This window comes from Streptomyces sp. JB150, assembly GCF_011193355.1.
Taxonomy (GTDB): Bacteria; Actinomycetota; Actinomycetes; order Streptomycetales; family Streptomycetaceae; genus Streptomyces.
Genome location: NZ_CP049780.1, coordinates 2826913 through 2838849, shown reverse-complemented (window position 1 = coordinate 2838849; position 11937 = coordinate 2826913). Strand labels below are relative to the sequence as shown.

Sequence of the window (11937 nt, the reverse complement as noted above, 5' to 3'; positions counted from 1 at the left end):
AGCATGCACTTACTTACTAAGTACGCACTTACTGGACGATCTTCCACAGCCGGTGCAATCATGCGGCCTTACCTGGCAGTTCCCCCGCGCGGAAGGAGCCTCTGCGATGCAGGGCGACCCCGAGGTCCTCGAATTCCTGAACGAGCAGCTGACCGGCGAGCTGACGGCGATCAACCAGTACTGGCTGCACTACCGGATCCAGGACAACAAAGGCTGGACCAAGCTCGCCAAGTACACGCGTGAAGAGTCCATCGACGAGATGAAGCACGCGGACCGGATCACCGAGCGCATCCTCATGCTGGACGGGCTGCCCAATTACCAGCGCCTGTTCCATGTGCGGGTCGGCCAGACGGTGACCGAGATGTTCCAGGCCGACCGGCAGATCGAGGTGGAGGCGATCGACCGCCTCAAGCGGGGCATCGAGGTGATGCGCGCCAAGGGCGACATCACGTCGGCGAACCTCTTCGAGGCGATCCTGGAGGACGAGGAGCACCACATCGACTATCTGGACACGCAGCTGGAGCTGATCGACAAGATCGGCGAGGCGCTGTACATCGCGCAGCAGATCGAGCAGCCGAGCTAGGACCCGGCGGGCGGCTGAGGCGGGTCGCTCAGGCGGCGGCTTCGCTGATCTCCGAGAGGACCGGCTTGCCCTGGTCGGCCAGCTCGCGGCGGGGGCAGGAGCCCCGGCCGAGGAGTGCCTGGATCCGGCGGACGCACGAGCCGCAGTCGGTGCCCGCCTTGCAGGCGGAGGCTATCTGGCGAGGGGTGCAGGCGCCGTTCTCCGCGTGCTGCTTGACCTGCTGCTCGGTGACGCCGAAGCAAGAGCAGACGTACACGCGGTTCACCTCCCGCCGGGATCGAGTCGGTGCCTCCCCGTGATCGGTGAGGCAAACCTAACCTTACCCATCGCGCCGGGGACACAAAAGCGGAGTGGGGCGCGGATCGTATGTGATCCGCGCCCCACTTCATGGCCGAAAACCGCCTGTAACAGGCGCTCCGCTCACCGGCCCCTGTACATCACTGGTCGCGGTACATCTCCGCGACGAGGAACGCCAGGTCCAGCGACTGGCTGCGGTTGAGCCGCGGGTCGCAGGCCGTCTCGTAGCGCTGGTGCAGGTCGTCGACGAAGATCTCGTCGCCGCCGCCCACGCACTCGGTGACGTCGTCGCCGGTCAGCTCGACGTGGATGCCGCCCGGGTGGGTGCCGAGGGCCTTGTGGATCTCGAAGAAGCCCTTGACCTCGTCGAGCACGTCGTCGAAGCGGCGGGTTTTGTGCCCGGAGGCCGCCTCGAAGGTGTTGCCGTGCATCGGGTCGGTCACCCAGGCCACCACCGCGCCGGACGCGGTGACCTTCTCCACCAGCTCGGGGAGCCGGTCGCGGATCTTGTCCGCGCCCATCCGGACGATGAAGGTCAGCCGGCCCGGCTCGCGCTCCGGGTCCAGGCGCTCGATGTACTGCAGCGCCTCCTCGGCCGTCGTCGTCGGGCCGAGCTTGATGCCGATCGGGTTGCGGATCCGCGAGGCGAACTCGATGTGCGCGTGGTCCAGCTGCCGGGTGCGCTCACCGATCCACACCATGTGCGCGGAGACGTCGTAGAGCTGACCGGTGCGCGAGTCGACGCGGGTGAGCGCGGACTCGTAGTCGAGCAGCAGCGCCTCGTGCGAGGCGTAGAACTCGACGGTCTTGAACTCCTCCGGGTCGGCCCCGCAGGCGTGCATGAAGTTCAGCGCGTTGTCGATCTCGCGCGCCAGCTGCTCGTAGCGCTGGCCCGACGGGGACGACTTCACGAAGTCCTGGTTCCAGGCGTGCACCTGGCGCAGGTCGGCGTACCCGCCGGTGGTGAAGGCGCGCACCAGGTTCAGCGTGGAGGCGGACGCGTGGTACATCCGCTTCAGCCGCTCCGGGTCCGGGATCCGGGACTCCTCGGTGAAGTCGAATCCGTTGACCGAGTCGCCGCGGTAGACCGGCAGGGTCACCCCGTCGCGGGTCTCGGTCGGCTTGGAGCGCGGCTTGGAGTACTGGCCGGCGATCCGGCCCACCTTCACCACGGGCACGGAGGCGGCGTACGTCAGCACGGCGCCCATCTGGAGCAGGGTCTTGAGCTTGTTGCGGATGTGATCGGCGGACACCGCGTCGAACGCCTCGGCACAGTCGCCGCCCTGGAGGAGGAACGCCTCTCCCTTGGCGACGGCCGCCATCCGGGCGCGCAGCTGGTCGCACTCGCCCGCGAAGACGAGCGGCGGATACGACTCGAGGTCCGCGATCACCTTGCGCAGAGCCTCGGGGTCGGGGTACTCGGGCTGCTGCGCCGCGGGCAGGTTTCGCCAGGTGTTGCCAGCGCTCGCGCTGGTCTTAGCGTTCACGGTCACGACCTCAACATTACGGGGTCGGGTCGGGCGTCCCGCCCCATGCCCAGCAATTGAGACACGGGGTACACGCCTCGGACATGGGGTAAGGTGCCCGGCATGTTCGCGCATTCGATGCAGACCTGGTGGTGGACCGCTTCTCCGGCGGCCCGCTGACTGCGCGTACCCACGACTTCGCGAAGGCCGCCCGAGGGGCGGCCTTCGTGTTTCCCGGGCCGTTCCTCACCGATCACCACGGAAGAGGAACCCATGGACCTGGCACAGCTGGCACACGATCCCCGGCCGTTCGCCCTGCTCCGGCGCCGCACCCCCGGGCACGACCACGACACGGTGGAGCTGCTGATCGGTTCGGTGACGGAGTACGACCGGCTCGCCGACCTGCCCGACGAAGGGCTGGCGCTCGTGCCGTTCCGGCAGATCCGCGAGCGCGGCTTCGACGTCCGCGACGACGGCACCCCGCTGGCGGTGCTGGTCCCCGAGGAGTCGTACGCCGTGCCGCTCGCCGACGCCCTGGCGCAGCTGCCGGCGCACGCGGTGCGCGTCGAGGACGGCGGGTTCGACGTCGCCGACGAGGAGTACGCGCGGATCGTCGGGCGGGTGCTGGAGGAGGAGATCGGGCGCGGTGAGGGCGCGAACTTCGTGATCCGGCGGACGTACGAGGGGCGGATCCCGGGGTTCGGGCGCGCCGACGCGCTGGCGCTGTTCCGGCGGCTGCTGGCGGGTGAGCGGGGCGCGTACTGGACGTTCGTGGTGCACACCGGGGAGCGGACGCTGGTGGGGGCGAGCCCCGAGGTGCATGTGCGGATGTCCGGCGGCACGGTCGTGATGAACCCGATCAGCGGGACGTACCGCTACCCCGCCGAAGGGCCGACGCCCGAACATCTGCTCGGTTTTCTCGCCGACGGCAAGGAGATCGAGGAGCTGTCGATGGTCGTCGACGAGGAGCTGAAGATGATGTGCACCGTCGGCGACCGGGGCGGGGTGGTCGTCGGGCCGCGGCTGAGGGAGATGGCGCACCTCGCCCACACCGAGTACGAGCTGCGCGGGCGCTCCTCGCTGGACGTGCGGGAGGTGCTGAGGCAGACCATGTTCGCGGCGACCGTGACCGGCTCGCCGGTGCAGAACGCCTGCCGGGTCATCGAGCGGTACGAGCCGCTCGGGCGGGACGGGGTGGGGCGCGGCTACTACGCGGGCGCGCTGGCCCTGCTCGGGCGGGACTTCGGCGGGGCGCAGACCCTGGACTCGCCCATCCTGATCCGGACCGCGGACATCGACGCGGCCGGGCGGCTGCGGGTGCCGGTCGGCGCGACGCTGGTGCGCGGCTCGGACCCGGCGAGCGAGGTCGCGGAGACCCACGCGAAGGCGGCCGGGGTGCTGGCCGCGCTCGGCGTGCGGGAGCCGCGGCCGCGGCGGGAGGCGGTACGGCCGCGGCTGGCCGACGATCCGCGGGTGCGGGCCGCGCTGGACGGGCGGCGGGCCTCGCTGGCGCCGTTCTGGCTGCGGATGCAGGACCGGTCGTCCGAGCTGGAGGGGCACGCGCTGGTCGTCGACGCGGAGGACACCTTCACGGCGATGCTCGCGCACGTGCTGCGCTCGGGCGGGCTGGAGGTGACCGTGCGGCGGTACGACGAGCCGGGGCTGCGGGAGGCGGTGCTCGCGCACGAGGGGCCGCTGGTGCTGGGCCCCGGTCCCGGGAACCCGGGTGACGCCGGTGATCCGAAGATGCGGTTCCTGCGGGAGCTGACCGCGGACGTCCTGCGCGGGCACCGGCACGGGGTGCTCGGCGTCTGCCTCGGGCACGAGCTGATCGCGGCGGAGCTGGGGCTGGAGATCGTCCGCAAGGAGGTGCCGTACCAGGGGGCGCAGACCCGGATCGATCTGTTCGGGCGGCCGGAGACCGTCGGCTTCTACAACAGCTTCGTGGCCCGCTGCGACGACCGGGCGGCGGCCGCGCTGGCGGCACGCGGGGTGGAGGTGAGCCGGGCCGCGAACGGGGAGGTGCACGCGGTGCGCGGGCCGGGCTTCGCGGGCACGCAGTTCCACCCGGAGTCGGTGCTGACCCTGAACGGGGCGGAGGTGGTGCGGGAGCTGGTCGGTCAGCTGCGCGGCACCAGCACGTTCTCCGAGCGGCGGCCCGCGCGGTAGTCGAGGACGTTGCGGGCGGTCGTCTCGGCGATCTGCCCGACGGCGTCCCGCGTGTAGTACGCCTGGTGGGAGGTGACCAGGACGTTCGGGAAGGTGACGAGGCGGGCCAGGGTGTCGTCCCCGACGGCCTCCAGGGACTTGTCGAGGAAGAACAGCCCGGCCTCCGCCTCGTACACGTCGAGGCCGACGCCCGTGAAGCGGCCCTCGCGCAGCTCGGTGACGAGGGCCGCGGTGTCGATCAGGCCGCCGCGGCTGGTGTTCACCAGGATCGCGTCGTCCTTCATCGTCCTCAGCGCCGCGGCGTCGATCAGGTGCAGGGTCTGCGGCATCAGCGGGACGTGCAGGGTGACCAGGTCGGACTCGGCGAGCAGCCGTTCCCTGGGGACGTACGCCATGCCCAGCTGCATGCAGGCGGGGTTCTCGGCGATGTCCCAGCCGAGCAGCCGCATGCCGAAGCCGTGGGCGATCCGGGCGAACGCCTCGCCGATCTTGCCGGTGCCGAGGACGCCGGCGGTACGGCCGTGCAGGTCGCGGCCCATCAGCCCGTCGAGGCGGAAGTCGAAGTCGCGGGTGCGGGTGGAGGCGCGGACGACACGGCGGTCGACGGCCAGGGCGAGGGCCCAGGCGAACTCGGCGACCGCGTACGGCGAGTAGTACGAGACGCGGGCGACGGTCATGCCGAGGCGTTCGGCGGTCGGCAGGTCGACGTTGTTGAAGCCGGTGGAGCGCTGGGCGATCATCCGGGTGCCGCCGGCCGCGAGGATCTCCAGGACGCGGGCGCCGAGGTCGGCGTTGACGCTGGTGGAGACGGCCTCGTAGCCGGCGGCGATGGGGGCGGTGTCCTCGTTGAGGAAGACGTCCAGACAGCGGACCTGGTACGGGTCCGGGAACGCGTCCTCGATCAGGGGCTTCTCGTCGGCCTGCACGCCGAACGCCAGGATCTCCACGAGGCCCTCCGAGGGTTATGACCGCATAAGGGGTGATTGCGGTGAATATAGCCGTGCTCGGCCGTCAGCCGAAGAACACCCCGACCTCCTCGTAGAGTTCCGGCTTCACTCGTTTGAGCCGGGCGGTCGCCTCGGCGAGGGGCACGCGGACGATGTCCGTGCCGCGCAGGGCGACCATGCTGCCGAAGTCGCCGTCGCGGACGCAGTCGATGGCGTGCAGTCCGAAGCGGGTGGCGAGCCACCGGTCGAAGGCGCTGGGCGTGCCGCCGCGCTGCACATGGCCGAGGACGGTCGTCCGGGCCTCCTTGCCGGTGCGGCTCTCGATCTCCTTGGCCAGCCACTCGCCGACGCCGGACAGCCGCACGTGCCCGAAGGAGTCCAGCGTCCCGTCCTTGAGCACCATGGCGCCGTCCTTCGGCACGGCGCCCTCGGCGACGACCACGATCGGCGCGTACGACGCCCGGAACCGGGAGGTGACCCACGCGCACACCTGGTCGACGTCGAAGCGCTGCTCGGGGATGAGGATGACGTTGGCGCCACCGGCCAGCCCGGAGTGCAGGGCGATCCAGCCGGTGTGACGGCCCATCACCTCCACCACCAGGACGCGCATATGGGACTCGGCGGTGGTGTGCAGCCGGTCGATGGCCTCGGTGGCGATGGAGACGGCCGTGTCGAAGCCGAAGGTGTAGTCGGTGGCGGACAGGTCGTTGTCTATCGTCTTCGGGACGCCCACGCAGGGGATCCCGTACTCGCCGTGCAGCCGGGCGGCGACCCCGAGGGTGTCCTCGCCGCCGATCACGATCAGCGCGTCCACCCCCTGTTTCGCGAGGTTCCCGCGGATCCGGCGGACGCCGTCGTCGTCCTTGAGCGGGTTGGTGCGCGAGGAGCCGAGGATGGTGCCGCCGCGCGGGAGGATGCCGCGCACGGCGGGGATGTCCAGGGGGGTGACGTCGCCCTCCAGGGGGCCGCGCCAGCCGTCCCGGTAGCCGGTGAAGTCGTAGCCGTAACTCTGCACGCCCTTGCGGACGATGCCCCGGATGACGGCGTTGAGCCCGGGGCAGTCGCCGCCTCCGGTCAGTACTCCGACCCGCATGGAAAGTCCCTTCGCCGGGTTGCCGTGAGCCGTGCCGTGCGGTGTGCGGTGCGGTGTTCCGCATCAGCAGGCTAGGGGTGACCCAGGTCACTTCGGCAGGGTCCGGGAGGGCGGTTCCGGTGCGGTGTCAGCCGGTCGGCCGAACCGCGGCCCCGGCGCTACTCCTCGTCCAGGCCGCGCTCTATGGCGTACCGCACCAGCTCCACGCGGTTGTGCAGCTGGAGCTTGCCGAGGGTGTTCTGGACGTGGTTCTGCACCGTGCGGTGGGAGATGACGAGGCGTTCGGCGATCTGCTTGTAGCTCAGGCCCTTGGCGACCAGGCGCAGCACCTCCGTCTCCCGCTCGGTCAGGCGGGGCGCGCCCGGCCGGTCGGTGTCGGGAGCGGGCGCGGGCTCGGAGGCCAGCCGCCGGTACTCGCCGAGGACCAGGCCCGCCAGGCCCGGCGTGAACACCGGGTCGCCGGCGGCGGTGCGGCGCACCGCGTCCAGCAGTTCCTCGGTGGACGCCGACTTCAGCAGGTAGCCGGTGGCGCCGGACTTGACCGCCTCCAGCACGTCGGCGTGCTCACCGCTCGCGGACAGCACCAGCACGCGCAGGCCGGGGTCGGCGGCGACGACCTCCTTGCAGACCTGCACGCCGGGCTTGGCGGGCAGGTTCAGGTCGAGGACGAGCACGTCGGGGGCGGCGGCCCGGGCACGGCGCACGGCCTGCTCGCCGTCGCCCGCGGTGGCCACCACCTCGAAGCCGTGCTCGGTCAGGTCACGGGCGACCGCGTCGCGCCACATGGGGTGGTCGTCGACCACCATCACCTTGATCGGCCGCTGCTCGCTCATCGTCTCCCCCGTGCCGTCGTCTCGCTCGTCGTCCCGCTCTTCGGAACCCGCAGTTCCACCTCGGTGCCCTGGCCGGGCGTGGACACCAGCTCGGCGCTGCCGCCCAGGTCGCGCAGCCGGCCGCGGATGGACAGGGCCACGCCCATCCGTCCCTCGCCCTCGGCCTGCGCGAGCCGTCCCTCGGGGATGCCCGGACCGTCGTCCCGTACGGTCACGATCACCTCGTCCGGCCAATCCTCGATGAGGAGCCACGCGCGCGCGTGCTCGCCCGCGTGCCGCGCCACGTTGTCCAGGGCGGCGCCGACGGCCGCGGCCAGCTCCCGCGCGGCGTTCGCCGGCAGGGTGACCGGGGCGCCGGGTTCGGCGACGCTGACCCGGGCGCCGGCGTACGGCATCAGCAGCGCGCGCAGATCGACCGGCGCCTCGGGGTCGTCGGGCTCCTCCACCGTCCGGACGACCGCGCCCTGGGCGGTGTCCTCCGAGACGCGGGAGACCGGGACCAGGCCACCGGAGACCAGGGTGCGCAGCGCCACCTCCTGCTCCCCGGCGAGGCGCCCCAGCTCGGCGGCCTCACCGCCGAGGGCGGCCCCGCGGCGCTTCACCATGGCCAGCACCTGCAGCACGCTGTCGTGGATGTCGCGGGCCAGCCGCTCCCGCTCCCGGGTCGCGGCCTCGATCTCCAGGGCGCGCGCGAGGGTGCGCTCGGAGGCGCGGGCGACCTCGACGACGTAGCCGATGGCGATGGAGGCGACCCAGACCAGGATCACGTTGTGGACGGTGTCGCGGACCGGGGCGCCGCGTTCGACCAGGTTGGCGACGGCGACCGCGGTGGAGGCGACGGCCGCCCACCGCCAGCCGCCCTTGATGGCGAAGGCGAGGACGGAACCGGCGGTCCATATCGACGGCAGGGTCGGGCCGCCGTCGTGGATGCGCTCCTGGGTGTCGGCGACGAGGGTGAGCAGGATGCCGGTGACGGCGATGGTGAGGTCGACGGCGAGGAACCGCTTGGTGCAGGCCGCCTCGCCCGCGACCTTGGGCAGGGTCGCCAGGGTCCACACGGCGAGGACGGCGTAGAAGGCGACGGCGACCCAGGGGCGGGCGAACTCGTCGTAGGCGGTGCAGAACAAGCCGACCGCGTACAGCATGGTCAGCACCCGGTAGCCGGCCAGGGCACGCCACAGCGGCTGCTCGACCGACATCCTCATGACTCTCTCGCGCCTGGCCATGTCCCCCCGCCCCCGCCCCGGACGTGCCCGTCCGGGGACCGGACCGTCACCGGTCCGTCTGCTCCCGGTGCGCCTTCTCCTTCTCGGCCTGTTCCTTCTCGGCCTGCGCGAGCGCGGCCCTGGCCGCCTTCGCGGCCTCCTTCTCGGCCTTCGCCGCCTCCGCGATCTGCCGCTTGGCGGCGGTCGCGTAGATGTCGACGTACTCCTGGCCGGACAGCTTCATGATCTCGTACATGACCTCGTCGGTCACCGCGCGGAGCACGAACCGGTCGTGTTCCATGCCCTGGTAGCGGCTGAAGTCCAGCGGCTTGCCGATGCGGATGCCGGGCCGCATGACCTTGGGCACCACCTTGCCGGGCGGCTGGATCTTCTCCGTGTCGATCATGGCGACCGGGATGACGGGCGCGCCGGTGGCGAGCGCCACGCGCGCCAGGCCGCCCGGCTTGCCGCGGTAGAGCCGCCCGTCGGGCGAGCGGGTGCCCTCCGGGTAGATCCCGAACAGCTCGCCGCGCTCGATCACCTCGATGCCGCTGCGGACGGCCGCCTCGCCCGCGCCGCGCGCGCCGGAGCGGTCCACCGGGAGCTGGCCGACGCCCTTGAAGAACGCGGCGGTCAGCCGTCCCTTGACGCCGGGCGTCGTGAAGTACTCGGCCTTCGCGATGAAGGTGACCTTCCGGTCGAGCACCGCCGGCAGGAAGAAGGAGTCCGAGAAGGACAGGTGATTGCTCGCGAGGATCGCCGGGCCCTCGGCGGGAACGTTCTCCAGGCCCTCCACCCAGGGCCTGAAGACGAGCTTCAGCGACCCTCCGATGGTGACCTTCATCGCGCCGTACAACAACCGAGTGCCTCCTGTGTCTGTCGAACAGACCTTAACCCGACGGGCCGGGCCCGGTATGCCCCGAGGGCCCGGCGGCCCTGGTCGGTGTCAGTGCCGTCGCGTACGGTGAAGCACACCTGCACTCGCTTCACGCCCCTTGACTCAAGACCCCTGAGATGAACAGGAGACCGAAGGTGCCGGTCCTTCCTGGAGCCGAGCCGTACCGCCACGAGGGCGGAGAGGCCGGCGTCCTGCTCTGCCACGGCTTCACCGGTTCCCCGCAGTCGCTGCGCCCCTGGGCGGAGTATCTCGCCGACCGCGGCCTGACCGTCACCCTGCCGCTGCTCCCCGGGCACGGCTCCCGCTGGGAGGACATGCAGCTCACCGGCTGGCAGGACTGGTACGCGGAGGTGGACCGCGAGCTGGGCGCCCTGCGCCGGCGCTGCGCCACGGTGTTCGTGGCGGGGCTGTCCATGGGCGGCGCCCTCGCGCTGCGGCTCGCCGCCCGGCACGGCGACGCGATCAGCGGCGTGGTCGTCGTCAACCCGGCGAACAGGGTGCACGGCCTGTCCGCGTACGCCCTGCCGGTCGCCCGCCACCTGGTCCGCACCACCCGCGGCATCGCCAGCGACATCGCCAAGCCGGGCAGCGTGGAGATCGGCTACGACCGGGTGCCGCTGCACGCGGCGCACTCCCTGCGGGCCTTCTTCCGGATCGTCGACCGCGAACTGCCGCGAGTGACCCAGCCGCTTCTGCTGCTGCGCAGCCCGCAGGACCATGTGGTGCCGCCCGCCGACTCGGCCCGTGTCCTCAGCCGGGTGTCGTCCACGGACGTCACCGAGCTGCTGCTGGAACAGAGCTACCACGTGGCGACGTTGGACCACGACGCGGACCGGATCTTCGAGGAAAGCCTGGCGTTCATCGGCCGGCTCGCACCCAGTGTCGGCGCCGGCAAGGAAGGGACGGCCACAGGTGGCTGAGCACGACTCGGAGCGCGAGGACCGCGAACGCCGGGAGGAGCCCGAGCGCGCGGGGGCCCGGGACGGCGGCGCGGGCCGCCCGGACGGCGGGTCCGGGGAGCAGTCGGTGCCGTTGGACGAGGAGGCCGCCTGGGCCGCGATCGTCGCCGGGTACGGCGAGGAGCCGCCGGACCCGCCGGGCGCCAAGCCGTTCAAGTCGGTGGAGGACCTGGCGCTGCTGGAGGCCGAGCCGAACGACGGCGGGGACGGGACGACGAGGACGGACGCCCCGGAGAAGATCGCGCCGAAGACGGAGGTACCGAAGAAGGACGCACCGGAGGAGGAGGCGCCGAGGCCGCTGGGCAGCTCCGTCTCCTTCGCCCCCGGCGTCGGCGGCGGCGGCCCGCGCGACTACACCCTGCGCGAGCCGGCCGAGGGGCACCCCGGTGAGGCAGACGACGGGGACGACGGCGACGAGGGCCATTTCGTCCCGCCGGAGCCGCCCCCGCTGCCCGCCGCCGACGCGACCGCCAAGTTCGCCTGGCTGGCGGTGATCGGCGGTCCGGTGCTGCTCCTGCTCGCCGTCCTGTTCGGCTGGGACATGACCTGGTGGCTCTCCACCCTCGGCATCGGCGGCTTCCTCGGCGGCTTCGCCACGCTGGTCATGCGGATGCGCCCGGACGACGAGGACGACGACGACCCGGGCCGCGGCGCGGTCGTCTGAGGGTCGGTCCCCCGCATTCCGAGGGCGGCCCGTCAGCCCGCCGGGATTCTGAGGGCGGCCAGGACCGGGAGGTGGTCCGTGGCCGCCCTCAGGTCGTCCTCCGAGACGCCGGGGTGGCCGAGGGGCACCCCGCAGCCCAGCACCTCGACGCCCTTGGTCGCGAAGATCGCGTCGATGCGCTGGTGCGGCGCGGCGGGGGTGGAGGTGAACTCGCCGCCCCAGGGGCTGGTGGCCCAGCAGTCCTGGAGTTCGGCGGCGAGCCGCCGGAAGGTCCGGCCGCCGGGGCGCTCGTTGACGTCCCCGCCGACGACGGCGTGCTCGACGCCCAGCGCGGCGAGCCGGTCGAGCACCATGCCGCCCTGCGCGTAGCGCTCGTCCTGGCGCAGGCTGAGGTGGCAGCTCACCACCCCCAGGCGGGCGCCCGCGAACCGTACGACGGCGGTGGCGAGCCCGCGCCGGTGCAGACCGGGGGTGAGCGGCAGCAGGACGTCCTCGGTGCGCTCGACGGTGGCCCGCAGCGAGCACAGCAGGGCCGGTCCGGCGGCCGTTCCGCCACCGGAGAGGATCACGAGGTCGGCGGCGCGGGCGAGCCGGGCCAGCTTCTTGCGCCAGCGGAAGAAGCGGGGCGCTTCCTGCACCAGGACCAGGTCCGGGGCGCAGGCGGCAATCACCCGGGCGAGCGCGTCGGTGTCGTCCCGCATCGACCGGATGTTGTAGCCGAGGACGCGGACGACGGCGGAACCGTCGGGTTCGGTACGGGAGTCGGGCAGCAACGGCATCGGATGGGCCATGCCCAGAACTTACGCCCGGAAGGCGCCCGCGG

General features: G+C 72.1%; 12 protein-coding genes. 4 read left to right on the top strand and 8 right to left on the bottom strand.

Annotation, left to right across the window (positions count from 1 at the left end):
- Positions 1–106 precede the first annotated feature (106 nt).
- A complete protein-coding gene (gene bfr, locus G7Z13_RS13325) occupies positions 107–583 on the top strand; it encodes a bacterioferritin (protein ID WP_165999036.1) in 477 nt (158 codons plus the stop codon).
- 28 nt (positions 584–611) lie between these two features.
- On the opposite strand, the gene G7Z13_RS13320 is transcribed toward bfr, so the two are convergent.
- A complete protein-coding gene (locus G7Z13_RS13320) occupies positions 612–848 on the bottom strand; it encodes a (2Fe-2S)-binding protein (protein ID WP_165999035.1) in 237 nt (78 codons plus the stop codon).
- A gap of 172 nt (positions 849–1020) precedes the next feature.
- Positions 1021–2373 carry a 3-deoxy-7-phosphoheptulonate synthase class II gene (locus tag G7Z13_RS13315; RefSeq protein ID WP_165999033.1) on the bottom strand — a complete coding sequence of 451 codons (1353 nt, stop codon included), beginning with the start codon at positions 2371–2373 and terminating at the stop codon, positions 1021–1023.
- Positions 2374–2619: 246 nt separating this feature from the next.
- Between G7Z13_RS13315 and G7Z13_RS13305 the strand changes: the two genes are divergently transcribed.
- Positions 2620–4515, top strand: coding sequence for an anthranilate synthase family protein (locus tag G7Z13_RS13305; protein ID WP_165999030.1), 1896 nt, complete (start codon positions 2620–2622; stop codon positions 4513–4515).
- Here the strand turns inward: G7Z13_RS13305 and G7Z13_RS13300 are convergent.
- From G7Z13_RS13300 to G7Z13_RS13280, 5 genes are all read right to left on the bottom strand, one after another.
- A complete protein-coding gene (locus tag G7Z13_RS13300) occupies positions 4467–5462 on the bottom strand; it encodes a 2-hydroxyacid dehydrogenase (protein ID WP_165999028.1) in 996 nt (331 codons plus the stop codon). The genes G7Z13_RS13305 and G7Z13_RS13300 overlap by 49 nt on opposite strands.
- Before the next feature lie 64 nt (positions 5463–5526).
- Positions 5527–6555, bottom strand: coding sequence for a 6-phosphofructokinase (locus G7Z13_RS13295; RefSeq protein ID WP_165999026.1), 1029 nt, complete (start codon positions 6553–6555; stop codon positions 5527–5529).
- A gap of 158 nt (positions 6556–6713) precedes the next feature.
- Entirely contained in the window at positions 6714–7388 is a 675-nt protein-coding gene (locus tag G7Z13_RS13290) for a response regulator transcription factor (RefSeq protein WP_165999023.1), read from the bottom strand.
- Entirely contained in the window at positions 7385–8614 is a 1230-nt protein-coding gene (locus G7Z13_RS13285) for a DUF5931 domain-containing protein (protein ID WP_165999022.1), read from the bottom strand. Before G7Z13_RS13285 ends, G7Z13_RS13290 begins: the two co-directional genes overlap by 4 nt.
- Before the next feature lie 46 nt (positions 8615–8660).
- The gene (locus G7Z13_RS13280; RefSeq protein WP_165999020.1) at positions 8661–9437 is read right to left on the bottom strand and encodes a lysophospholipid acyltransferase family protein; all 777 of its coding nucleotides are present in this window, start codon (positions 9435–9437) and stop codon (positions 8661–8663) included.
- Between the two features lie 188 nt (positions 9438–9625).
- On the opposite strand from G7Z13_RS13280, the gene G7Z13_RS13275 reads away from it, so the two are divergent.
- Both G7Z13_RS13275 and G7Z13_RS13270 read left to right on the top strand, forming a co-directional pair.
- A complete protein-coding gene (locus G7Z13_RS13275; RefSeq protein WP_165999018.1) occupies positions 9626–10411 on the top strand; it encodes an alpha/beta fold hydrolase in 786 nt (261 codons plus the stop codon).
- The gene (locus G7Z13_RS13270) at positions 10404–11114 is read left to right on the top strand and encodes a hypothetical protein (RefSeq protein ID WP_165999017.1); all 711 of its coding nucleotides are present in this window, start codon (positions 10404–10406) and stop codon (positions 11112–11114) included. Before G7Z13_RS13275 ends, G7Z13_RS13270 begins: the two co-directional genes overlap by 8 nt.
- A 32-nt stretch (positions 11115–11146) precedes the next feature.
- On the opposite strand, the gene G7Z13_RS13265 is transcribed toward G7Z13_RS13270, so the two are convergent.
- Complete coding sequence (locus G7Z13_RS13265) at positions 11147–11893, bottom strand: endonuclease/exonuclease/phosphatase family protein (RefSeq protein ID WP_166004914.1); 747 nt, start codon at positions 11891–11893, stop codon at positions 11147–11149.
- Positions 11894–11937: the final 44 nt, after the last annotated feature.

Excerpts from the sequence above, each read along its gene's own strand:
- G7Z13_RS13285 (WP_165999022.1), bottom strand. The coding sequence starts at position 8,614 with ATGGCCAGGCGCGAGAGAGTCATGAGGATGTCGGTCGAGCAGCCGCTG.
- G7Z13_RS13265 (WP_166004914.1), bottom strand. The coding sequence starts at position 11,893 with ATGCCGTTGCTGCCCGACTCCCGTACCGAACCCGACGGTTCCGCCGTC.
- G7Z13_RS13280 (WP_165999020.1), bottom strand. The coding sequence starts at position 9,437 with ATGAAGGTCACCATCGGAGGGTCGCTGAAGCTCGTCTTCAGGCCCTGG.
- G7Z13_RS13295 (WP_165999026.1), bottom strand. The coding sequence starts at position 6,555 with ATGCGGGTCGGAGTACTGACCGGAGGCGGCGACTGCCCCGGGCTCAAC.
- bfr (WP_165999036.1), top strand. The coding sequence starts at position 107 with ATGCAGGGCGACCCCGAGGTCCTCGAATTCCTGAACGAGCAGCTGACC.
- G7Z13_RS13305 (WP_165999030.1), top strand. The coding sequence starts at position 2,620 with ATGGACCTGGCACAGCTGGCACACGATCCCCGGCCGTTCGCCCTGCTC.
- G7Z13_RS13290 (WP_165999023.1), bottom strand. The coding sequence starts at position 7,388 with ATGAGCGAGCAGCGGCCGATCAAGGTGATGGTGGTCGACGACCACCCC.